A 23,749-nucleotide genomic window follows, 5' to 3' on the forward strand; every position below is an offset into this window, starting at 1 on the left:
CACTTCGTTTGAAAACGCCATAGAAAATATCCCGGGAGTAACAAATGCAGCGAACCAAAGCCCCCTTCCGCGCCGACGAGGTCGGCAGCCTTCTGCGTCCGGCCAAGATCAAGGAAGCGCGCAGCCGTCTCGAGAAGGGCGAGATCTCGGCCGACGATCTGCGCAAGATCGAGGACATGGAGATCGAGAAGGTCGTGCACAAACAGGCCTCGATCGGGCTCAAGCTCGCGACCGACGGCGAATTCCGCCGCTCCTGGTGGCATTTCGACTTCCTGGCCAAGCTCACCGGCTGCGAGTTGTTCCACCCCGACACCGGCATCCAGTTTGCGGGCGTGGAGACGCGCCATGATGCGGTTCGTGTGGTCGGCAAGCTCGACTTCCCCGACAACCACCCGATGTTGGACCATTTCCGCTTCCTGAAGAAGTATGCCGACCAGGCCCACGTGACCGCCAAGATGACGATCCCGTCGCCTGCGGTGCTGCATTTCCGCGGCGGCCGCAAGTCGATCTCCAAGGAGGTCTATCCCGATCTCGACGCCTTCTACGAGGACCTCGGCAAGACCTACCGCAAGGCGGTGAAGGCGTTCTACGACGCCGGCTGCCGCTATCTCCAGTTCGACGACACCGTCTGGGCCTATCTCTGCTCGCAGGACGAGTTGCAGAAGGCACGCGAGCGCGGCGACAATCCGGACGGCCTCCAGCAGATCTATGCCCGTATCATCAACTACGCGCTGGCCGAGAAGCCCGCCGACATGGTGGTGACGACGCATGTCTGCCGCGGCAATTTCCGCTCGACCTGGATCTCCTCGGGCGGCTACGAGCCGGTTGCCGAGACCATGCTGGCCGGTACCAATTACGACGGCTATTTCCTCGAATACGACAGTGACCGCGCCGGCGGCTTCGAGCCGCTGCGCTTCCTGCCCAAGGGCAACAAGGTCGTCGTGGTCGGCGTGATCACCTCGAAGTTCGGCGAGCTCGAAAAGAAGGACGACATCAAGCGGCGCCTGGAAGAAGCCGCCAAGTTCGCCCCGCTGGAGCAGCTCGCGCTGTCGCCGCAATGCGGCTTCGCCTCGACCGAGGAGGGCAACATCCTCTCCGAGGAAGAGCAATGGGCCAAGCTCAGCCTTGCGGTCGAGATCGCCAAGGAAGTGTGGGGCCAGTAAGGCCCCCTCCGCTGTCATTCCCCGCGAAGGCGGGAAATCCAGTACGCCGCGGCCTCTCCGGATCTCTCGCTGTCTCTGCAATACTGGATCGCCCGGTCAAGGCCGGGCGATGACAGCTGAGTTGGGCGATAGCGCGTCGTCACTTCGCCGCCAGGTCGACCTCGCCCAGCAAACGAGGAATTCGACCACCGCACCTGCTTGTTCTTCGTGATCGAGACCACGTCGGCCGAGAACGCCGACTTCGGGTCGGCCCTGATTGACCTGTCATAATCGGCAATGGCCTTGGCATAGTCACGCTTGCCGCGCCAGGCATTGCCTGTCGCGATTGTGGAAGATGATGCCGCTGGGCGCGCCGAGCTTCAGCGCGTCGCCGAAATCCGCGATCGCGATCTCGTACTCGCCTTTGCCGTAATAGGCCCATCCGCAAGCTGTAGACCGCCTGGCCGGCTGGAGGCGATCGCTTCCGCGGCGTCGCGACGAACTTGGCGTAGTCGCCCTTCTTGTTCACGCGGCCGCAAGCCAGAAGTCTCGCCCCTGAACACTTTCAGCGCGATGATCCTGGTGCGGGCGTCGACCATCTGGTCTGCCGGCGTCGTCTCGCTCGTGCAGAGTGGACGGCGCTGATTGCGCGCTTGCCCCAAGGCGGGCACGGACCACGGCGCAAGTGTGAGCAGGCGGAGCGCGACGAGCAGGCGGCGCATGGCAAACCGAGGCGGGCTCGATCTACTATTCCATGAGTGGGCAGAATTTGCTAGGACGTGTGACCCATCCCGTCTGCCCAACGCTTCCCACTGATGAAAAACGACGAAATCCTGAGCCAAATCACCGAGTTCTGCCGCAAGGCGGACATGGCGGAATCGACCTTCGGCCGCCGCGCGGTGAACGATGGGAAGCTGGTGCACCGCCTGCGCGAGGGCAAGCGCATCACCATCGACACGCTGGAGCGGATCCAGGCCTATATGGCCGCATCGATGGCCGGCGGCGTGCCGCCGCCGCGGGGACTTCAGGTGCCGCCGGAAAAACGCGACCCGCGCGGCAATTTCCGTTTCTTCGAGAACCGCCAGAAATACCTGCTGTTCGTCCACACCTGCAGCGAGAAGCGGGTGATCGCAGACAGGGTTGCCCTGGAGCTAAGCTCCATCCACCCGCGCCCGCCGGCGCTGCGCCTGTTCGACGCCGGCGTCGGCGACGGCACGGTGCTGGCGCGGGTGCTGCGCGCAACGCACCAGCGCTTTCCGCACATGCCGTTCTATGTCGCGGGCAAGGAGCTCAGCCTCGAGGACCTGCGCCTGACTCTGGAGAAGGTCCCGGACCGCATTTTCGAGCATCCGGCGTCGGTGTTCGTCTTCACCAACATGTTCTACGCCGAGGCGCCCTGGCTCACGCCGGCATCGCCTGCGGCGGCGGCGGCCACCGTCTGGCATGAAGTGCCGCTCCGCGGCGCCTCATCGGGCGAGTTCGAGCAGCAGATCGCGGAGCTGAGGCCGTTTCTGGAGCAGAATTGGCGCGCTGCGATTAGCCCGCGCACGGCCATGCCGCTCTATGAGCGACCCGTCGTCCTCGTGCTCTATCGCGAGGACCATAGGTTCCTGCTGGATTCGACCATTCCGCGGCCGGGACAGGCCGAGGCCAATTTCGACCTCGTTATCGCATCTCAGCCTTACCGGGCCCTGTCCTCGGTCAATTTCCGGGCCAAGCGGATCATTGCACCGCTGGCGCGGGCGCTCCGGCCTGGCGGCCGGCTGATCGGAATTCACTCCCACGGCCAGGATCCGGGCATGGAAATGATCCAGGCGATCTGGCCTGGAGAAAATCCTTTCTCAGTCAGCCGTCATGAGCTACTGCGTGCAGTTAAGTATGAACTTGGGTCGGTGGGCCGCGACTTAAATTTTAATGCCTACGCGGATAACCGTTCGATCTTCAGGTATGATATGGAGGCGCTGCCCAACGAGGTCACCGGCACCATCGGCACCTCGACGGCCTTTGCAGCGTGGAATGCGGCGGTGTATGTCGCTCAGATTGAGGACGACCGGTTGACGGAAATGACTCAAAACGGCCGCACTCTGGATGCCGCCAGGGACGTGCTGCGGAAGTACAATGGGCTCTGGTTTCTCGACGAATCCTACGTCATCTCGCGTCGGCGTGATTGACATCATCAAAAGTAAACATCGCAAACGCCCGCCGGCTAGTGGCGGAACAAGGGGTTACTGATGCGCGCGTCCTATCTCTTCACCAGTGAGTCCGTGTCCGAGGGTCATCCGGACAAGGTCTGCGACCGGATCTCCGATGAGATTGTCGACCTGTTCTATCGTGAAGGGCCGAAGGCGGGCATCGATCCCTGGCAGATTCGCGCCGCCTGCGAGACGCTGGCCACCACCAACAAGGTGGTGATCGCCGGCGAGACCCGCGGTCCGAAGTCGGTGAGCAACGAGCAGATCGAGAGCGTCGTCCGCGGCGCGATCAAGGACATCGGCTACGAGCAGGACGGCTTCCATTGGAAGACCTGCGACATCGAGATCCTCTTGCATCCGCAATCGGCCGACATCGCGCAGGGCGTCGACGCGCTCCAGCCGGGCGAGGTCAAGGAAGAAGGCGCCGGCGACCAGGGCATCATGTTCGGCTACGCCACCAACGAGACGCCCGACCTGATGCCGGCGCCGATCTTCTACGCCCACAAGATCCTCCGCCTCATCTCCGAAGCGCGCCACTCCGGCCGCGAGAAGGTGCTGGGCCCGGATTCCAAGAGCCAGGTCACCGTGCAATACGAGAACGGCAAGCCGGTCGGCGTGCGCGAGATCGTGGTGTCGCACCAGCATCTGGTCGAGGACCTCACCTCCAAGCAGGTGCGCGACATCGTCGAGCCCTATGTGCGCGAGGCGCTGCCGAAGGACTGGATCACGCCGAAAACGATCTGGCACATCAATCCGACCGGCAAGTTCTACATCGGCGGCCCCGACGGCGACTCCGGCCTGACCGGCCGCAAGATCATCGTCGACACCTATGGCGGCGCGGCCCCGCATGGCGGCGGCGCGTTCTCCGGCAAAGATCCGACCAAGGTCGACCGCTCCGCGGCCTATGCCGCGCGCTATGTCGCCAAGAACGTGGTTGCCGCCGGTCTCGCCGACCGCTGCACGCTCCAGCTCGCCTATGCCATCGGCGTGGCACGCCCGCTGTCGATCTACATCGACACCCACGGCACCGGTAAGGTGTCGGAGGATCAGCTCGAGAAGGCGGTCGCCAAGGCGATGGATCTCACGCCGCGCGGCATCCGCAGCCATCTCGACCTTAACCGCCCGATCTACGCGCGCACCTCGGCCTACGGCCATTTCGGCCGCACCCCGGACAACGAGGGCGGCTTCTCCTGGGAGAAGACCGACCTCGTCGAGCCGCTCAAGCGCGCGCTCTAGTTTTACGCGTCATCCTGGGCGCGCCCGCAGCGCGAGCGAACCCGGGATCCTTATCCATCACATCGAGATTCCGGGTCCGCCTCTTTGGGCGACCCGGAATGACGAGTTCAGCAAACAGGACACTCGCAATGAACGCGAAGCCCGGCTTCACCGATTACATCGTCAAGGACATTTCGCTGGCCGATTTCGGCCGCAAGGAAATCTCGCTCGCCGAGACCGAGATGCCCGGCCTGATGGCCACCCGCGAGGAGTACGGCCCGAAGCAGCCGCTCAAAGGCGCGCGCATCGCAGGTTCCTTGCACATGACGATCCAGACCGCGGTGCTGATCGAGACGCTGGCCGCCCTCGGCGCCGACATCCGCTGGGTCTCCTGCAACATCTATTCGACCCAGGACCACGCCGCCGCCGCGATCGCGGCCGCCGGCATTCCCGTCTTCGCCGTCAAGGGCGAGACGCTGACCGAGTACTGGGACTACACCGCAAAGCTGTTCGACTGGCATGGCGGCGGCACGCCCAACATGATCCTCGATGACGGCGGCGACGCCACCATGCTGGTGCATGCCGGTGTTCGCGCCGAGAACGGCGACACCGCCTTCCTCGACAAGCCTGCTTCCGAGGAAGAGGAGATCTTCTATGCGCTGGTCAAGCGCCTGCTGAAGGAGAAGCCCAAGGACTACTTCGGCGAGATCGCCAAGAACATCAAGGGCGTCTCGGAAGAGACGACGACGGGCGTGCATCGCCTCTACGAGATGGCCAACAAGGGCACGCTGCTGTTCCCGGCGATCAACGTCAACGACAGCGTCACCAAGTCGAAGTTCGACAACCTCTATGGCTGCCGTGAATCGCTGGTCGACGGCATCCGCCGCGGCACCGACGTGATGCTGTCGGGCAAGGTCGCCATGGTTGCGGGCTTCGGCGACGTCGGCAAGGGCTCGGCCGCTTCGCTCCGCCAGGCCGGCTGCCGCGTGATGGTTTCCGAAGTCGATCCGATCTGCGCGCTGCAGGCCGCGATGGAAGGCTACGAGGTCGTGACCATGGAAGACGCCGCGCCCCGCGCCGACATCTTCGTCACCGCCACCGGCAACAAGGACATCATCACCATCGAGCATATGCGCGCGATGAAGGATCGCGCCATCGTCTGCAACATCGGCCACTTCGACAACGAGATCCAGATCGCGTCTCTGCGTAACCTGAAGTGGACCAACATCAAGCCGCAGGTCGACGAGATCGAATTCCCCGACAAGCACCGCATCATCCTGCTGTCGGAGGGCCGCCTCGTGAACCTCGGCAACGCGATGGGCCATCCGTCCTTCGTGATGTCGGCGTCGTTCACCAACCAGACGCTGGCGCAGATCGAGCTGTTCGCCAACAACAAGGACGGCAAGTACGAGAAGAAGGTCTACGTGCTGCCCAAGACGCTCGACGAGAAGGTCGCGCGCCTGCACCTCGCCAAGATCGGCGTCAAGCTCACCGAGCTGCGCAAGGACCAGGCCGACTACATCGGCGTGAAGCCGGAAGGCCCGTACAAGTCGGACCACTACCGGTACTGATCCGACCGCGATTGCGACACCAGGGCCCCGGAGCGATCCGGGGCCTATTTTTTGTTGGCCGCGCCTGTGATACGCTCGCAGGTAGAGCCACAACAAGCCCGCCACTTTTTGCAGCGGGCGGCCTTTTCCGATGTTCATTGTCAAAATGCATATGGAGGGAATGCGATGTCCAGCGAAGCCAACGTTCAGCTGCTGAAGGAAGCCTATCGCCAGTGGAACGACAGCAAGGGCCAAAGCGTCGACTATTGGTTCGACAACGTCATCGGCCCGCAGATCAAGTTCGATTCGATTCCGCGGGGAGCCGAGCCGGTCCCTTTCGCGAGGCGTTATGACGACCGGACCGAGCTGCGCGGCTATTTCGACGGCCTGCTTGCTGACTGGAGCATGGAGTACTACACGATGAACGAATACGTTGCGCAGGGCGATGCCGTCGTCGCGCGCGGCGAATGCGCATGGACGAACAAGAAGACCGGAAAGGTCGCGCAGACGCCCAAGGTCGATTTCTGGCGCTTCAAGGATGGCAAGGCGGTCGAGTACCACGAGTTCTTCGATACCGCCTGCGTGGCCGCTGCTGCGACCTGACGGTTGCAATTTGCCGTGGCGCTGCCATCCTCTGAGCGGGGAGAACCGCGGTGGCCGAAGAAGAACATTTCGACGTGCTGATCGTCGGTGCCGGCCTGTCCGGCATTGGCGCGGGCTATCATTTGCAGACCAAGTGCCCGACCAAGAGCTACGTCATCCTGGAGGGACGCGACTGCATCGGCGGCACCTGGGACCTGTTCCGCTATCCCGGCATCCGATCCGACAGCGACATGTTCACGCTCGGCTATTCCTTCAGGCCGTGGACCGATCCCAACGCGATCGCCGACGGGCCGCAGATCCTGAACTATGTGCGCGAGACCGCCGCCGAGAACGGCATCGAGAAGCACATCCGCTTCCGTCATCGCGTCAAGCGCGCATCGTGGTCGACGCAGGAGGCGCGCTGGACCGTCGAGGCCGAGCGCACAACAGGCGAGGGCGCAACCGAGCTCGTACGCTTCACCTGCAATTTCCTGTTTATGTGCTCGGGCTATTACAAATACGAGGCGGGCTACACCCCGGAGTTCAATGGCACGGCGGATTTCCAGGGCCGCATCGTGCATCCGCAGAAATGGACTGAGGACATCGACTATTCGGGCAAGCGCGTCGTCGTGATAGGCTCGGGCGCGACGGCGGTGACGCTGGTGCCGGAGCTCGCCAAGAGAGCGGCGCAGGTCACCATGCTGCAGCGCTCGCCGACCTATGTGGTGTCGCGTCCCGCGCACGATCCCTTTGCCAACAAGCTCCGTCGCAATTTGCCGGCGCGGCTCGCTTATCACCTGATCCGCTGGCGCAATGTGATGTGGGGGATGTTCTTCTTCCAGCTCAGCCGGCGCCGGCCCGCGAAGGTGAAGGACCTCATCCTCAAGGGCGTCAGAAACGCGCTGGGGCCCGACTACGATGTCGCGACCCATTTCACGCCGCGCTACAATCCCTGGGACCAGCGGCTGTGCCTCGTGCCGGACGGCGACTTGTTCAAGGCGATCCGCGAGCAGCGCGCCTCCGTCGTCACGAATGAGATCGATACCTTCACGCGCGATGGCATCCGCCTGAAGGACGGCCGCGAACTTGCCGCCGACATCATCGTGACGGCGACTGGCTTGGTGCTCCAGGTCGTCGGCGGGCTCGAGATCAGCGTCGACGGCCACGCCGTCGATTTCGCCAACACGCTGACTTACAAGGGCATGATGTATGCCGACGTGCCGAACATGGCCTCGGCGTTCGGTTACACCAACGCGTCTTGGACGCTGAAATGCGATCTCACCTGCGAATATGTCTGCCGGCTCATCAACTACATGGACCGGCACAATTTCCGTCAGTGCATGCCGCACAATGACGATGCCACGATCAGCGCCCAGCCGTCGCTCGACTTCAGCTCGGGTTATGTGCAGCGCTCGATCGCCAGGATGCCGAAGCAAGGCTCGAAGCGGCCGTGGCGGCTGTATCAGAACTACGCACTCGACATCGTCTCGCTGCGCTTCGGGCGGATCGACGACGGCGTGATGCGATATTCCTGACCCCGCCGCTGCTGCGGCGGGTGTGCCTTTGAGGTGAGTGCGGTGGCGCGATCGGCCGCCGGGTTGAGCCTGGCGCACCAGACGAACGGTTAACGCCGGCTTAACCGATTGAGTCCTAGCCTGTCTCGGCCGGGGTTACTCGCAAGGCCGAGGTGAGCCCAATGGAAGCCCAGAGAATTGCGGTCGACGCCGTCGTCGCGCTGACCGATTGCGACCGCGACGCCGTCATCGCCTTCATCCGCCGTCTCTATCTCGCCGGCGTCACCGACCCCAAACGCCTGACCTTCAAAGGGCTCCAGGCGCTATCGCGGGCGTGACCGCCTCTCGGTTCAGGTTCCATGCTCCTGCTCGCGCCAGTGTGAGTGCAACCCAGCGGTGAATATCTTGCCGCCCCGGTCGGGTGGGGATAGATGACGTCCCCGGCTGGGTCACTGGGGAACGGGGATATGCTGAAACAGCTTTTTGCGCCGCAACTTGTTGTTCTTTATGTGCTGGCGGTCTCGACGATTTACGTTCACTTCCGCGGCAAGCAGCGGCTGCGCTTCGCGCGCCAGCTCGGCGATCACTCGACCTATCTCGCGCCCTACAACGTGTTGATGTATGTCGGCTCGGCCGTGCCCAACAAGCCGGTGATCTCGGTCGATCAGTTTCCCGAGCTGAAGCTGCTGAGCGAGAACTGGGAGATCATACGCGACGAGGCGGTGCGCCTGTTCGACGAAGGTTTTATTCGCGCGGCCGCCAATAACAACGACTGGGGCTTCTACTCTTTCTTCAAGAGCGGCTGGAAGCGGTTTTACCTAAAATGGTACGACGACTTCCTGCCGTCGGCGCGCACGCTCTGCCCGAAGACGGTGGAGCTGCTCAACGCGATCCCGAGCGTGCACGGCGCGATGTTTGCGATGCTGCCGCCGGGCGGCAAGCTCGGCGCCCATCGCGATCCGTTCGCGGGCTCGCTGCGCTATCACCTCGGCCTCGTCACGCCGAACTCGAACAAGTGCCGCATCCTGGTCGACGGTGTCGAATGCGTCTGGCGCGACGGCGAAGCCTTCATGTTCGACGAGACCTTCATCCACAGCGCGGAGAATGCGACCGACGTCAACCGCATCATCCTGTTCTGCGATGTGGAGCGGCCGATGAAGTTCGGCTTCATGACCGCCATCAACCGCTGGGTCAGCCAGCACATCGTCAAGGCGTCGGCGACCCAGAACGTCGACGGCGAGAATGTCGGCGTGCTCAACAAGATGTTCGGCAAGCTCTACGAGATCCATCTCGCCAGCCGCAAGGTCAAGGAATGGAACCGCAACGTCTACTACACGCTGAAATATTCGCTGACGGCGCTGATCCTCGGCCTCGTCGTGCTGTCGGCGCTGCGGTGATCAGGGCGTCGCGATGAGCCCCTTGCCGGTCGCGAATACGGAGATCGTGCTGTTCTTCCGCCACTGGCTGGAGAGTTTTGCCGGTTATGTCCGGGAGGTCGATTACGCTTCGGCGCGGCCGCTCTTCCATCCGGACGTGCTTGCCTTCGGCACGCATAACGACGTCATCCCTGGTCTTGATCAGTGGGTCTCGACACAGTGGAATAACGTCTGGCCCAAGACGACCGATTTTCATTTCGTGCTCGATCAGACCTCGATCCTGGCATCCGCCGATGGCACGATGGCGACTGTGATCGCGCCATGGGCGAGCACGGGCTATCATCCCGATGGCAGCCCGTTTCCACGCCCCGGCCGGGCCACGATGGTGTTTGCCAGGAATGGCGAAACGTGGCTGTGCGTGCATTCCCACATGTCGCTCAATCGCGGTGTGCCGCAGGCAAGCCACGCCAATCGGCCCGTGAAGGCTTGGTAGCGCCAAGCCATCCGGCAGCGTGCGCCGCGGCTTTATTGGCCGACTAAAGTTTTACACTCTCGTTCCACCTCGGCCGGAACCCTTGGAACCTGATCTCGTTTGTTCCTCAAGGAACAACCGGTGAAAAATACGCAACCGGGGGGCTGTCCGGAGGAAACGCTCCCATGGCAACACTCGGCCTTGACGCCACCCGACTTACTCCATCCGAGCATCAGCGCCAGCTTCGTCGCGCGGTGATCGCGTCCACGGTAGGGACCGCGATCGAATGGTATGATTTCTTTCTCTACAGCACCGTCACCGGTCTGGTTTTCGCAAAGCTGTTCTTTCCGCAGTCTGACCCCTGGGTTGGCACGCTGGAGGCGTTTGCGATCTACGCAGTCGGCTTCATCGCGCGCCCGATCGGCGCGGCAATCTTTGGTCACTATGGCGACCGCATCGGCCGCAAGTCGACGCTGATCGCGACGCTGCTCTTGATGGGACTGGCGACCGCCGCGGTGGCCGTGGTGCCGACCTATGCGAGCATCGGCATCTGGGGCGCCGTGATCCTGACCGTGCTGCGATTCATTCAGGGCGTCGGCGTTGGCGGCGAGTGGGGCGGCTCGGTGCTGATGTCGATGGAATGGGCCCGCAGCGACCGATCCCGAGGATTGATCGCGTCATGGCCGCAATTCGGCGTGCCCTGCGGTCTGTTCCTCGCTAATCTCGCCGTGCTGGCGTTCAGCCAGATGGCGGGCGATCAGTTCCTGGCGTGGGGCTGGCGCATTCCATTCGCGCTCAGCATCATCCTGGTCGGCGTCGGCCTTTATATCCGGCTCGGCATCCTCGAAACGCCGGTGTTCTCAAAGCTCGTGGCCGAACGTCAGGTGGACCGCACGCCGATGCTGACCGTGATCCGGGAGTATCCGAAGGAGATTCTGCTGTCCGCCTTTGCGCGCATGTCGGAGCAGGCGCCGTTCTACATCTTCACAGCCTTCGTCTTTTCCTATGGCATCGGCACCTTGCATGTCTCGCGCGACTTCCTGCTGACCGCGGTGCTCTCGGCCTCGGTGCTGTCGTTCGTCTCGATTCCGCTGTGCGGACATATCTCCGATCAGATCGGCCGCAAGAACATGTACATGATCGGCGCTGCCGTGACGGGCATATTCGGCTTCGTCTATTTCGCGATGCTCGACACCGGATCGCCAACCATCATCTTCGTCGCGATCATCCTGTCGCTGATTCCGCATGACATGCAGTACGGCCCGCAAGCCGCCTTGATCGCCGAGAGCTTTACCGGACGCCTGCGCTACAGCGGCTCCTCGCTCGGCTATCAACTCGCTTCCGTGATCGCCGGCGGTCCGGCGCCGCTGATCGCAACCTGGCTGTTCGGCACGTTCCACTCGGCGACCGCGATCGCAATCTACATCGCGATTTGCGCTGTCGTGACGCTGGCCGCGACCGCGATGATGACCGATTACACCGGGAAGGACATCAACGTGGCCGGCGCGCATGAGCGGCGAACTTGAGCGCGTAAAAGCCCCGGACGCGACGTCCGGGGCTTTGCGTTTTCCTTGATTTGAGCTCAGCCTATTCTGGCTGGCCGATCGCAACCTTCAACGTGCCGATGCCGTCGACGCCGCATTCGAGCTTGTCGCCTACCTGGAGCTGCGACACGCCGGCCGGCGTGCCCGTCATGATGATGTCGCCGGCGGCGAGCTTCACCTGCTGCGAGAGCTGCCAGATGATTTCGGGCACGTTCCAGATCAACTCGGTGAGGTCGCCCTTCTGCGCTTCCTTGCCGTTGACCGTGAGCCAGATCTTGCCCTTGGCGGGGTGGCCGATCTTCGATGCCGGCTGAATCGCGGAGCACGGGGCGGAGCCGTCGAACGACTTGCCGATCTCCCACGGCCGCTCCTTCTTGCGCGAGGCGATCTGGAGGTCGCGGCGGGTGAGGTCGATGCCGACTGCGTAGCCGTAGACGTGGTCGAGCGCCTTGTCGGCAGGGATGTTCAGCCCACCGCTCTTCATCGCGACGACCAGCTCGACCTCGTGATGCAGATCCTTGGTCAGGGGCGGATAGGCAATGGTGGCGCCATCAGGCACCAGCATGTCGGCGTGCTTGGCGAAGAAGAACGGCGGGGCGCGCTCGTCATTGCCCATCTCGCGGATGTGCTCGAGATAATTGCGACCGACACACCAGATGCGGCGCACCGGATAGCGGCCGCTCTCACCGACGACGGGAAGCGAAGCCTGGGGCGGAAGCGGAATCACGTAGGAGGCGGCGTTCATGGAGCGGGTCTCGCGGCTCTTGAGGTTGACAAGGAACTCTATGCGGTTGCGCTGATCGGCGCCAGAGCGCCGGAATGGTGATGCTGCAGGCGGAAGAACGACGCATAGCGCCCGCCGCGGCGCAGCAGATCGTCGTGCCGGCCGTGCTCGACGATCTCGCCGCCCTCGACCACCAGGATGCGGTCTGCGTGCATGATGGTGTGCAGGCGGTGCGCGATCACGATGGTGGTGCGGTTCTGGCAGAGATGCTCGATCGCCTCCTGCACTTGCCGCTCGGACTCCGAATCGAGCGCGGCGGTGGCTTCGTCCAAGAGGATGATCGGCGCGTTCTTGATCAACGCGCGCGCCACCGCGATGCGCTGGCGCTGGCCGCCCGACAGCTGCGTGCCGTGCTCGCCGACGGGCGTGTCGTAGCCGAGCGGGAAACCCATGATGAAATCATGTGCGCAGGCCGCTTTTGCGGCCTCGATGATTTCCTGTTCGCTCGCGCCCGGCCTTCCGAAGGCGATATTGCTGCGGATGGTGTCGCGGAACAGATAGACGTCCTGGCCGACATAGGCGGTCTGCGCTCGGAGTGATTTTCGCGACACTGACGAGATCGACTGCCCGTCGATCACGATCTCGCCTTGCGTCACCTCGTGGAAGCGCAAGAGCAGCGCCAGCACGGTCGACTTGCCGCCGCCGGACGGGCCGACCAGCGCGGTGACCTTGCCCGGCTCGGCGACGAAGCTCATGCGGTTGAGCACGCTCTCGCCTGAGCGATAGGAGAAGCTCACGTCGCGCAGCTCGATGCGGGCATCTGACAGCTTCAGCGCCGGCTTGTCGTCATCGGACTGCTCGCTCGCCGGACTGTCGACGACCTCGAGCAGCATGCGCGCGCCGACCAACTGGCTGTTGAGGTCGATGTTGAGCCGCGCCAGCCGCTTGGCCGGCTCGGTCGCCATCAGGAATGCCGTCATGAAAGAGAAGAACGCGCCGGGCGTCGCATTGAGCGCGACCACGCTGTAGCCGCCATAGAGCAGGCAGCCGGCAACGGCGAATCCGCCCAGCATCTCCATCAGCGGATTGGAGCGGTTGGCGACGCGGGCCATCTTGTTGGCATTGCGCTCGACGATCGCGATGTTCTCGTCGATGCGCTTCTGCATGGTATCTTCGAGCGTGAACGCCTTCACGGTGCGGATGCCCTGCAGCGATTCCTGCATGGTTTCCATGATGTCGGCGGTGCCGGTGAACTGGTTGTAGGCGAGGCCCTTGATGCGCTTGACCAGCTTGCGCAGCACCAGCATCGCAGGCGGCACCGCGACGAGGCCGATGAACGACATCAGTGGGTCCTGCCATACCATCACGCCGATCATGGCGAGCAGCATCAAGAGGTCACGCCCGACGGCGTTGACCAGCATGTTGAGCACGTCGGTGATGGACTTGGCGCCGGCGGTCAGCCGCGCCAGAAATTCGGACGAATGCCGCTCGGAGAAGAACCCGACGCTTTCGCGCATCAGCTTGGCGAAGAGCTGACGCTGATTGGTGGCAAGGATGGCGTTGGAGATCTTGGTCAGGATCACCATGTGGCCGTAGGTCGCGACGCCCTTGATGAACAGCAGCACCACCGTGATGCCCGAAAACATCGCGATACCTGGAATGTTCTTGTCGACATAGGCCTGGTTGATGACCTGGCCGAGCACATAGGTCGCGCCTGCGGTCGCGCCGGCGGCGAGTGCCATCAGCGCGAAGGCGACGAGGTAGCGCCTCCAGTAGACGACCCCTTGTTCCAAGACCAGGCGGCGAATCAAGACCGCTGCTGCATAGGGGTCGTCAGTGATTTTCTTTGGAAACTGGGCCATCCGGTGTCCATTGACGGCGCGGGACAAAGCCTGCCCGTGCGTCAGGGATCGATGGGCCTCTGTGCCCGCTCGGCTACAGTTTTTCAAGCCCAATTAAGGGCTTGCGCTCGGGTTGATTCTAGGCCGAGACGGCGTGGCGGAGCTCGCCATGGCGCTCGCGGAACAGCTTGTCCTCCCAGGCCAGGGCGTGCGCGGCGATGGTCTCGAGGTCATCATACTGTGGGTGCCAGTCGAGCAGGCCGCGGATGCGGCTGGTGTCGGCGACCATGGTCATGATGTCGCCAGGCCGGCGCGCAGCGTATTGCACGGCGAAGCTGCGGCCCGAAACCCGCCGCACCGCGTCGATGGTCTCCAGCACCGAATAGCCACGGCCATAGCCGCAATTGAGCGTCGTCGAGGCGCCGCCATTGCGCAAATAGGCCAGCGCCGAGCGATGCGCCTGCGAGAGGTCGGTGACGTGGATGAAATCGCGGATGCAGCTGCCGTCCGGGGTTGGATAGTCCGTGCCGAACACGTCGATCTTGGCGCGCTGGCCGGTGGCGGCTTCAACTGCGATCTTGAGCAGATGCGTGGCACCGGCGGTGGCAAGGCCGATGCGCGCCTGCGGATCGGCGCCGGCGACGTTGAAGTAGCGCAAGGTCACATATTGCATGCCGTAGGCGTCGGCGACGTCATGCAGCATGATTTCGGTCATCAGCTTCGACGAGCCGTAAGGCGACAGCGGTCGCGTCGGCGCATGCTCGGGCACCGGCACCTGGTCAGGATCGCCGTAGACGGCGGCGGTCGAGGAGAAGATGAAGCGGCTGATGCCGCGCTTGACCGCGACGTTGAGCAGATTGCGCGCGGTCATGAAGTTGTTGCGATAATAGCCGAGCGGATCGCGCATCGAATCCGGCACGACGACCGAGCCCGCGAAATGGATGATGCTCTCGATGTCGTGCTGCGCGATCACGCCTTCGAGCAGGTTCTCGTCGCCGGCATCGCCGATGAACAGCGGCACGCCTTCCGGCAGATAGGTGGAAAAACCCGTGGAGAGATCGTCGATCACGACGACGTCCTCGCCGGCTTCCGCCAGCGCCAGGACCGTGTGACTTCCGATATAGCCGGCGCCGCCGGTGACTAGCACAGTCATGATCTCACCCGTCTTCGATCAACGCCTAAAACTACCGCCCGCGTGGTGAAGAGGGGGTATCGGCGCGGCTGAACTGGTCACTATGCTTAATGTTGCGTATAGGGATCTTTCGAAACGGAGCATGACGTGGCGAATTTCCCCGGCGATCTCGAAGTGATCGTGCCAAATCTGCACAGGCGCTATTCCGGGGTCACCGCGACCAATCGGATGGTGGCGCCGCGGCTCGCAAGGCTGTTTCGCGCGGCCTGGTTCGGCTCCGATGCGCCGGCGGGGATCGGCCGCCTGAGCGCTGCGGATTTTCTGAAGCTATGGCGCCGCAAGGCGCCGCTGATCTGGCATGCGCGGCGCAACAACGAGATGATCGCCGGCGTCGCGTTGCGCGCGCTCGGCTGGCCCCTGAAGCTCGTGTTCACTTCGGCGGCGCAGCGGCATCACAGCTGGATCACGCGCTGGCTGATCCGGCGCATGGATGCGATCATCGCAACGAGCGACATCTCGGCATCCTTCCTGAAAGTGAAGGCAACCGTGATCCCGCATGGTGTCGACACCGACGTCTACGCACCGCCGACAGATCGCGCCGCGGCCTTCGCCGAAGCCGCGCTGCCCGGCCGCTACGCAATCGGCTGCTTCGGCCGCGTGCGCGCCCAGAAGGGCACCGACGTATTCGTCGATGCGATGTGCCGGCTGCTGCCGCGACATCCGGATTTCTCCGCTGTGATCGTCGGCCAGGTCACGCCCGAGCAGACGCGCTTTGCCAACGACCTGAAGCAGCGCATCGAGACGGCCGGCCTGCAATCGCGCATCGTCATGACCGGCGAATTGCCGATCGAAGCGGTGCAGCGCTGGTATCAGCGATTGACGATCTACGCCTTCACCTCGCGCAACGAAGGTTTCGGCCTGACGTTGATCGAAGCGATGGCGACCGGCAGCGCCCTCGTCGCCGCACGCGCCGGCGCGGCCGAACTCGTGGTCGAGGATGGCGTGAGCGGCGTGCTGGTGCCGCCGGGCGATGTCGATGCGCTGGTCGCCGCGCTGGAGCCGTTGATGCGAGATGTGGACGCCGCGACCGCAATGGGCGCGCGCGGGCGGGCGCGGGTGCTCGCAAAGTTCAGCCTGGATGCGGAGACGGCGCGGATCGGCGAGATCTATCGGCCGCTGCTCTGAACCGGTTTTTTCACGACGCCAAACAAAAAGCGCGAAAACAACCCCATGCACAGTAGCCGGGAGTAGCAAAATCAACGGGTTGGCCGCCGGCACGATGTTTTGCGGATTTTTCGAATCGTGTTTGACCTGTCGGGCAAAACACTGGCAGGATGTCATCATCGGCAATGGCCAGATCGCTCACGTCGTCGCCCGCGCTTCCGCTTCACTCAACACCCGCTGCGCAATCGCGACCACCTCGCTCGCCGCGATGTGGCGCATGCAGCGGTGGTCGTTCATCTTGCAGACGGTGCTCTGGCACGGCTGGCAGGACAGCACGCTCTTGTTCTGGACCACGGTGGCGGCAAGGCCGTTGAGTGGGGCCCAGAGATAGGGGTCGGTTGGCCCGAAGATGCCCATGGTGGGCGTGCCCAGGGCGGCTGCGATGTGCATCAGGCCGGAATCGTTGGAGATCGCGACGCCGGCCGCGGCCATGGCCAGCACGCCGTTGCGCAGATCGTTGCCGGTGAGGTCTCGCACCCCCGCGCCGCCGGCCGCGACGATCTCCTGGGCGAGGCCTTTCTCGGCAGGGCCGCCGACCACCCAGACCTCCAGGCCGCGCTGGACCAGTAACCGGGCAGCCTCGGGATAGTAGGTCCAGCGTTTGGACGCCCCGACCGAGCCGGGCGCCAGCGCTATGGCTGCGCCGGCGCTGAGGCCATTGGCCTGCCGCCAGCGGGCGATCTCCTCGGCCGGGACCCGCAATTGCGGCACCGGCCATTCCGCACGCAGCGGCGCGCCGTCGGGCTGGGCGAGGGCGGCGTTCTTGTCGATGAAGCGGGGCAGCTTCTTCTCGCCCCAGCGCCAGCGGTTGAGCAGGCCGAACCGGAACTCGCCGACGAAGCCGACCCGCTCGGGAATGCCCGCCAGCGCGGGCGCGATGGCCGCCTTCCAGGTCCGGGGCAGCACCAGGGCGGTGCCGTAGTTCCGCTCGCGCAGGCGTTTTGCCAGGCTGAGCTGGCGGCCAATTGCGAGCCGGCCGCGCGGCAGGTCCCAAACGACGCCAGCGCGCACACCGGGCATGTAATCGACCAGCGGGGCGCACACGGAGGTGGTCAGGAGATCGACCGGCCGGTTCGGCCACCGCTGATTTAGAACCCGCACGACGGTGTGATTCCGGACGAAATCGCCGATCCACATGTAGGGAATGATCAGGATCGGGCGCGTGTCGTCCCGGTCTGCATGTTCACCAAGTTGCGAATTTTGATTCATTGTAATACGATCGGGCGAGCTGATATGGGCGCTCGGTTAGCCGCTCCCAGCCAGCAGGTAAAGCCGGCTGAGGAACGATGCCAAAACCGCTTACACTTTGGCAGATCATGCGCTACGGCAGGACCGGGCATTCAGAAAATCGGGCAGGTAGGTGGAATGTTGCTGGTGACCGGCGGGGCCGGTTTTATCGGATCGAACGTCGTCGCCGCGCTGAACCAGGCCGGCCGCAGCGACGTCGTGGTCTGCGATCTCCTCGGCTCTGACGGCAAATGGCGCAACCTCGCCAAGCGGCAGCTTGTGGATATCGTCCCGCCGGCCGAACTGGAGGGCTGGCTGAAGGGCCGCAAGCTCGACGCAATGATCCATCTTGGTGCGATTTCCGAGACCACCGCGACCGACGGCGATCTCGTGATCGAGACCAATTTCCGCCTCTCGATGCGCCTGTTGGACTGGTGCACGGCGAATGCGGTGCCGTTCATCTATGCCTCATCGGCCGCGACCTATGGCGATGGCGCGGATGGCTTTGACGACGATTCCTCGCTGCCGGCGCTTAAAAAGCTGCGCCCGATGAATCTGTACGGCTGGAGCAAGCACCTGTTCGACCTCGCTGTTGCCGAGCGCGTAGCGAGCGGCGACCGGCTCCCGCCGCAATGGACGGGCCTGAAATTCTTCAACGTGTTCGGCCCCAACGAATACCACAAGGGCTCGATGATGAGCGTGCTGGCGCGCCGCTTCGATGATGTGAAAGCGGGCCGCGTCGTGCAATTGTTCAAGTCGCATCGCGAAGGCATCGTCGACGGCGACCAGCGCCGCGATTTCATCTATGTCGACGACGTCGTGCGCGTCGTCATGTGGCTGCTGGCGACGCCGTCGGTCTCCGGCCTCTTCAACGTCGGGACCGGCAAGGCGCGCAGTTTCAAGGACCTGATGCTGGCAGCCTATGCAGCCCTCGGCAAAAGCCCCAACATCGAATACATCGACATGCCCGAGGCGATCCGGGGCAGCTATCAATACTTCACCCAGAGCAAGGTCGATCGTCTCCACCGCGCCGGCTATAACGGCGGCTTCACGACCCTTGAGGACGCGGTCAAGGCCTATGTCGGGGATTACCTCGACCGGCCCGACCGCTTCCGCTGAGGCCCCAAGGAGCTGAGGCCCAAAGATCATGCCGACAGCCATCCTCGATTTTGATGCTCTCGCACAAGCCATCAGCGGCCGCACGGTGCTGTGCATCGGCGACATCATGCTGGACGAGTTCGTCTATGGCGAGGTGTCGCGAATCTCGCCGGAAGCGCCCGCGCCGGTGATCTCGGCACAGCGCAGCGAGATCCATATCGGCGGCGCCGGCAACGTCGCGCGCAACGTCGCCTCCCTCGGCGCGCGCTGCATCTTCGTCGGGCTGATCGGCGAGGACGATGCGGGCAGGCGGCTCGCCTCGGCGCTGGCGGAGTACGCCGGCATCGACAGCGTTCTGGTGAGCGAAGCCTCGCGCCCGACCACGCGAAAAGTCCGCTTTGTTTCCGAGCATTTTTCCACGCATATGTTGCGTGCGGATTGGGAGCAGGCGGGGCCTGCCTCCGATGCGACCGAGACGAAGCTGATCGAGGCGATCCTGCCGCAGATCGCGCGCGCCGACATCGTGCTGCTGTCCGACTACGCCAAGGGCGTGCTGACCGCACGCGTGATCCGCCACACCATCGACGCCGCGCGAAAGCTCGGCAAGCCCGTCATCGTCGATCCCAAGAGCCTGAACTGGGCGATCTATCGTGGCGCCACGCTGCTCACGCCCAACCGCAAGGAGTTTTCGGAGGCGACGCGGAGCCGCGCCGACACCACGCAGAGCATGGTCGATGCCGGCGAGGACGTGATGCGGCTCGCCGATTGCGAGGCGATCCTGGTCACGCTGGGCGAGCACGGTATGACGCTGGTGCCGCGCAGCGGCGAGGCCGTCCATGTTCCGGCGTTCCCGGTGAAGGTGCGCGACGTCTCCGGTGCCGGCGACACCGTCGCCGCCGCGCTTGCGGTCTCGCTCGCAGCGGGCGCGGACTGGGGCACGGCGCTGCGCATGGCCAATGCCGCCGCCGCCGTCGCCGTCGGCAAGCAGGGCACCGCCACCGTGAGCGCGGCCGAGCTGCGGCGAAAGATCCTGCCCCATGCCTATCTCGCCGCCGAGGTGAAGATCGTGCTCGAGCCGGACGCGCTCGACGCGCAACTCGCCGAATGGACGAGGCAGGGCCAGCGCGTCGGCTTCACCAATGGCTGTTTTGACATCCTCCACCCCGGCCACGTCAAGGTGCTGACCGCGGCGCGCGCCGCCTGTGACCGCCTGATCGTGGGTCTCAACAGCGACGCGTCGGTGCGGCGGCTGAAGGGCGCCGATCGTCCGGTCCAGGACGAGCGCGCGCGTGCCGAGGTGCTGGCCGCGCTCGAGGCCGTCGATCTCGTCGTCATCTTCGAGGAGGACACGCCGATCGAGCTGATCACCAAGATCAAGCCGGCTGTGCTGGTGAAGGGCGGCGACTATACCCGCGAGCAGGTGGTCGGCCACGAGGTCGTCGAGGCCACGGGCGGGACGGTCGTGCTGGTCGACATCCTCCAGGGCTTCAGCACCACCGCGCTGGTGCATCGCGCGCGGGGAGGGAGCAAGTGACGGTGCTCGCCCGCGAGACGACGGGCCATATGCTCTTGCGACGCCTGCGCAGCCCGGCGGCCTGGCGCGAGACCGTCGATCTTTTTGCGGTGCTGACCGCGGCTTCGCTGCCCTGGTCGACGTCGCTCGCGGGGATATTCAATGCTCTCATGCTGCTGTGCATGGTGCCGTTTCTCGACCTCCGCGCATTCCTGCAGTCGCTGAAGCGTCCGATCTGCGTTGCGCCGATTGCGCTGGTCGTTCTCGCGCTGGCGGGGACGCTGTGGTCGGACGCGTCCTGGGGCGCGCGCCTATATGCGGTCAACCCAACCGTCAAGCTGCTCGTGCTGCCCGTCCTGCTCTACCATTTCGAGCGCTCGCGGCGCGGGCATTGGGTGATCGTCGCGTTCCTGGTGTCCTGCGCGCTGTTGTCGGTGATGTCGTGGCTGGTCGCCTTCTATCCCAACCTCGCGCTCAAGACCGATGCGCCCGAACGCGGCATCTTCGTCAAGAACTACATCGACCAAAGCCAGGAATTCACGCTCTGTGCGGTCGCGCTCGCCTATCCGGTCGTGACGCTGCTGCGTGAGAAGCGTTACTGGCTGGCCGGGCTGCTCACCGCGCTGGCGCTCAGCTTCTTCGTCAACATGGCCTTCGTGGTGGTGTCGCGCACGGCGCTCGTCACCATTCCGATTCTGTTCGGCGTGTTCGCGCTGCTTCACCTCAAAGGCCGCAGCATAGCGATCGTTGCCGCCGTTCTGCTCACCGGCGCCGTTCTGGCCTGGCAGGCTTCGCCGCATTTGCGGCAGACTGCCGAGAGGTTCGCCAGGGATTACACCGGCTATGTGGAAAGGGGCGAGCCGACCTCGATGGGCATGCGGCTCGAGTTCTGGCGGAAATCGCTCGGCTTCTTCGCGGAGGCGCCGATCTTCGGCCACGGCACAGGCTCGACGCGCGGATTGTTCGAGCGGGTCGCAACGCCCCGCGGTCAGTACCAGGCATCCGCCGAAGTGATCGGCAATCCCCATAATCAGACGCTGAACGTCGCCGTGCAATGGGGCGCTATCGGCATCGCCGCTCTCTATGCGATCTGGATCCTGCATCTGCTGTTGTTTCGTGGCGAGGGGCTTGCCGACTGGATCGGGCTGCTGGTGGTGGTGCAGAACGTCTTCACTTCGTTGTTCAACTCCCATCTGTTCGACTTCCACGAGGGCTGGATGTACGTCATCGGCGTCGGCGTTGCCGGCGGCATGGTGATCCGGGCACGACAGGCCGAGGCGAAAGCGGGGGACTGCGGTTCCTGAACGGGCGGCGCGCGGTTGGTACGCTCTGACTGGCATGTCTTGCCGAGATGGGCTATCAGCGCCGTCAGGTTGCACCTAACTGGGTTTCATCGGCCGGCGGATGACGCGTCTTTCGCATCTCACCTCGCGCAATTTCCTGATCGCGCTGCACGACGTGCTTGCGACCACTGCGGCACTTTTTGCCGCCTTCTACCTGCGATTCGAGGGTGGTGACGACTTCTTCGCGCGCCTGCCGCTCCTGTTCCAGATCCTACCCTACTTCCTCGGCTTGGCCGTGGTCGTGTTCTTCCTCTTGAACCTGACCACGACGAAGTGGCGCTTCATCTCGCTGCCGGATGCGCTGAACATCATCCGCGCTGCAACCGTGCTGACGCTCGCGCTGCTGGTGCTGGACTACATCTTCGTCGCGCCCAATGTCCGCGGCAGCTTCTTCGTCGGCAAGGTGACCATCGTCCTCTACTGGTTTCTCGAGATCGGCTTCCTCAGCGCGCTGCGCATGACCTACCGCTACTTCCGCTATACGCGGGTGCGGCGTCATGCACGCACCGAGGACGCCGCGCCGACGCTGCTGATCGGCCGGACTGCGGATGCCGAGGTGCTGTTGCGCGGCATCGAGAGCGGGGCGATCAAGCGGATCTGGCCGGTCGGCATATTGTCGCCCTCGCGCGCCGATCTGGGCCAGCTCATCCGCAACGTGCCGGTGCTGGGCGGCATCGACGATTTCGAGGACGTCATCGCGGACTTTTCCAAGCGCGACAAGCCGATCGCCCGCATCGTGATGACGTCGTCGGCATTCGAGCCGGAAGCCCATCCCGAAGCGGTCCTGATGCGGGCACGCAAGTTAGGCGTGATCGTGAGCCGCATGCCCTCGCTGGAGAGCGGCGAGGCGCCACGGCTCACGGCGGTCGCGGTCGAGGACCTCTTGTTGCGGCCGAGCGAGAAGATCGACTATGCGCGCCTGGAAGCGCTGATCAAGGGCAAGGCGGTGATCGTCACCGGCGGCGGCGGCTCGATCGGGTCCGAGATATGCGAGCGCGTGGTCACCTTCGGTGCTGCACGCGTGCTGATTCTGGAGAATTCCGAGCCGGCACTCTACGCCGTCACGGAGACGCTCGCCGCGCACGGCTCCGGCGCTGCGATCGAAGGGCGGATTGCCGACATCCGCGACCGCGAGCGCATCATACGCCTGATGGCGGAGTTCAAGCCCGACATCGTGTTTCACGCCGCGGCCCTCAAGCACGTGCCGATCCTCGAGCGCGATTGGAGCGAGGGAGTCAAGACCAACATCTTCGGCTCGATCAACGTCGCCGATGCGGCGCTTGCCGCAGGCGCCGAAGCCATGGTGATGATCTCGACCGACAAGGCGATCGAGCCGGTATCGATGCTCGGCCTGACCAAGCGCTTCGCCGAGATGTATTGCCAGGCGCTCGACCATGATCTCGCAGTAGCGAGCGGCGGCGCCAGGCCGCCGATGCGGCTGATCTCGGTGCGGTTCGGCAATGTGCTGGCTTCGAACGGCTCGGTGGTGCCGAAGTTCAAAGCCCAGATCGAGGCCGGCGGCCCCGTCACCGTCACCCATCCCGACATGGTCCGCTATTTCATGACCATCCGGGAAGCCTGCGATCTCGTCATCACGGCGGCAACGCACGCACTCGGACAGACGCGGCCGGATGTCTCGGTCTACGTCCTCAACATGGGACAGCCGGTGAAGATCGTCGATCTCGCTGAGCGTATGATCCGCCTCTCGGGCCTTGAGCCCGGCTACGACATCGACATCGTGTTCACGGGCATGCGGCCGGGCGAGCGGCTGTACGAGATCCTATTCGCCTCCGAGGAGCCGACCCGCGAAATCGGCGTTGCCGGCATCATGGCGGCGCAGCCGAACGAGCCGCCGATGCAGACGCTGCGCAAATGGATTGCGGCGCTGGAGCAGGCGATCGCACGCGACGATCGCGCCACCATCAGGACCATCCTGAAGGATGCGGTTCCCGAATTCGGGTCGACCGCGGCCTGATCGTGCCGGTCGACGGATTGTTGCGCAACGCTGTTCTGTCGGAGCAATGATGAGCGAGATAAAGCCGGTCGCGCTGGTGACGGGA

The 23,749-nt window shown here is 64.0% G+C and carries 20 protein-coding genes; 15 read left to right on the forward strand and 5 right to left on the reverse strand.

Annotated features, from left to right (window positions below; genetic code table 11):
* Positions 1-44: 44 nt before the first annotated feature.
* The 10 genes from IVA98_RS31950 to IVA98_RS32000 all read left to right on the forward strand — a co-directional run bounded on the left by IVA98_RS31950 (position 45) and on the right by IVA98_RS32000 (position 11,569).
* On the forward strand, positions 45-1,163 hold the full coding sequence (locus IVA98_RS31950) for a cobalamin-independent methionine synthase II family protein (protein WP_247356379.1): 1,119 nt from the start codon (positions 45-47) through the stop codon (positions 1,161-1,163).
* A 794-nt stretch (positions 1,164-1,957) separates the two neighbouring features.
* Positions 1,958-3,313 (forward strand): hypothetical protein, encoded by a 1,356-nt coding sequence (locus tag IVA98_RS31960; protein WP_247278755.1) that lies wholly within the window; start codon positions 1,958-1,960, stop codon positions 3,311-3,313.
* Positions 3,314-3,373: 60 nt separating this feature from the next.
* The gene (gene metK / locus IVA98_RS31965; RefSeq protein WP_247356380.1) at positions 3,374-4,570 is read left to right on the forward strand and encodes a methionine adenosyltransferase; all 1,197 of its coding nucleotides are present in this window, start codon (positions 3,374-3,376) and stop codon (positions 4,568-4,570) included.
* Positions 4,571-4,698: 128 nt separating this feature from the next.
* Positions 4,699-6,120, forward strand: coding sequence for an adenosylhomocysteinase (gene ahcY, locus IVA98_RS31970; protein WP_247302942.1), 1,422 nt, complete (start codon positions 4,699-4,701; stop codon positions 6,118-6,120).
* 165 nt (positions 6,121-6,285) lie between these two features.
* Positions 6,286-6,702, forward strand: a complete 417-nt coding sequence (locus IVA98_RS31975; RefSeq protein WP_247302944.1) for a nuclear transport factor 2 family protein — start codon at positions 6,286-6,288, stop codon at positions 6,700-6,702.
* 50 nt (positions 6,703-6,752) lie between these two features.
* Positions 6,753-8,216 (forward strand): flavin-containing monooxygenase, encoded by a 1,464-nt coding sequence (locus IVA98_RS31980; RefSeq protein WP_247302946.1) that lies wholly within the window; start codon positions 6,753-6,755, stop codon positions 8,214-8,216.
* 161 nt (positions 8,217-8,377) lie between these two features.
* Positions 8,378-8,533 carry a hypothetical protein gene (locus tag IVA98_RS31985; RefSeq protein WP_007612486.1) on the forward strand — a complete coding sequence of 52 codons (156 nt, stop codon included), beginning with the start codon at positions 8,378-8,380 and terminating at the stop codon, positions 8,531-8,533.
* Positions 8,534-8,662: 129 nt separating this feature from the next.
* Positions 8,663-9,592 (forward strand): aspartyl/asparaginyl beta-hydroxylase domain-containing protein, encoded by a 930-nt coding sequence (locus IVA98_RS31990; protein ID WP_247302948.1) that lies wholly within the window; start codon positions 8,663-8,665, stop codon positions 9,590-9,592.
* Between the two features lie 13 nt (positions 9,593-9,605).
* On the forward strand, positions 9,606-10,064 hold the full coding sequence (locus IVA98_RS31995; protein ID WP_247356382.1) for a YybH family protein: 459 nt from the start codon (positions 9,606-9,608) through the stop codon (positions 10,062-10,064).
* Positions 10,065-10,228: 164 nt separating this feature from the next.
* A complete protein-coding gene (locus IVA98_RS32000; protein ID WP_247278749.1) occupies positions 10,229-11,569 on the forward strand; it encodes an MFS transporter in 1,341 nt (446 codons plus the stop codon).
* Between the two features lie 61 nt (positions 11,570-11,630).
* On the opposite strand, the gene IVA98_RS32005 is transcribed toward IVA98_RS32000, so the two are convergent.
* The 3 genes from IVA98_RS32005 to galE form a co-directional block, all read right to left on the reverse strand.
* Positions 11,631-12,332, reverse strand: a complete 702-nt coding sequence (locus IVA98_RS32005) for a fumarylacetoacetate hydrolase family protein (RefSeq protein WP_247334352.1) — start codon at positions 12,330-12,332, stop codon at positions 11,631-11,633.
* Positions 12,333-12,370: 38 nt separating this feature from the next.
* Entirely contained in the window at positions 12,371-14,173 is a 1,803-nt protein-coding gene (locus tag IVA98_RS32010; protein ID WP_247356384.1) for an ABC transporter ATP-binding protein, read from the reverse strand.
* Between the two features lie 118 nt (positions 14,174-14,291).
* Complete coding sequence (gene galE, locus IVA98_RS32015) at positions 14,292-15,305, reverse strand: UDP-glucose 4-epimerase GalE (RefSeq protein ID WP_247302953.1); 1,014 nt, start codon at positions 15,303-15,305, stop codon at positions 14,292-14,294.
* A gap of 126 nt (positions 15,306-15,431) precedes the next feature.
* On the opposite strand from galE, the gene IVA98_RS32020 reads away from it, so the two are divergent.
* Entirely contained in the window at positions 15,432-16,469 is a 1,038-nt protein-coding gene (locus tag IVA98_RS32020) for a glycosyltransferase family 4 protein (protein ID WP_247356386.1), read from the forward strand.
* A 10-nt stretch (positions 16,470-16,479) separates the two neighbouring features.
* Here IVA98_RS32020 and IVA98_RS32025 read toward each other — a convergent pair whose 3' ends face one another.
* Both IVA98_RS32025 and waaF read right to left on the reverse strand, forming a co-directional pair.
* Positions 16,480-16,650 carry a hypothetical protein gene (locus IVA98_RS32025; RefSeq protein WP_247356388.1) on the reverse strand — a complete coding sequence of 57 codons (171 nt, stop codon included), beginning with the start codon at positions 16,648-16,650 and terminating at the stop codon, positions 16,480-16,482.
* Positions 16,647-17,717: a lipopolysaccharide heptosyltransferase II gene (gene waaF / locus IVA98_RS32030; RefSeq protein WP_247356391.1), complete on the reverse strand. Its 1,071-nt coding sequence runs from the start codon at positions 17,715-17,717 to the stop codon at positions 16,647-16,649. Before waaF ends, IVA98_RS32025 begins: the two co-directional genes overlap by 4 nt.
* A gap of 156 nt (positions 17,718-17,873) precedes the next feature.
* On the opposite strand from waaF, the gene rfaD reads away from it, so the two are divergent.
* The 4 genes from rfaD to IVA98_RS32050 all read left to right on the forward strand — a co-directional run bounded on the left by rfaD (position 17,874) and on the right by IVA98_RS32050 (position 23,664).
* Positions 17,874-18,854 (forward strand): ADP-glyceromanno-heptose 6-epimerase, encoded by a 981-nt coding sequence (gene rfaD / locus IVA98_RS32035; protein WP_247356393.1) that lies wholly within the window; start codon positions 17,874-17,876, stop codon positions 18,852-18,854.
* A gap of 28 nt (positions 18,855-18,882) precedes the next feature.
* A complete protein-coding gene (gene rfaE1 / locus IVA98_RS32040) occupies positions 18,883-20,367 on the forward strand; it encodes a D-glycero-beta-D-manno-heptose-7-phosphate kinase (RefSeq protein ID WP_247356395.1) in 1,485 nt (494 codons plus the stop codon).
* On the forward strand, positions 20,364-21,650 hold the full coding sequence (locus IVA98_RS32045) for an O-antigen ligase family protein (protein WP_247356397.1): 1,287 nt from the start codon (positions 20,364-20,366) through the stop codon (positions 21,648-21,650). The genes rfaE1 and IVA98_RS32045 overlap by 4 nt, the downstream gene beginning before the upstream one ends.
* Positions 21,651-21,750: 100 nt before the next feature.
* Complete coding sequence (locus IVA98_RS32050) at positions 21,751-23,664, forward strand: SDR family NAD(P)-dependent oxidoreductase (RefSeq protein WP_247356398.1); 1,914 nt, start codon at positions 21,751-21,753, stop codon at positions 23,662-23,664.
* The last annotated feature ends 85 nt before the right edge of the window (positions 23,665-23,749 follow it).

Source organism: Bradyrhizobium sp. 160, from assembly GCF_023073735.1.
Classification (GTDB): Bacteria; Pseudomonadota; Alphaproteobacteria; order Rhizobiales; family Xanthobacteraceae; genus Bradyrhizobium.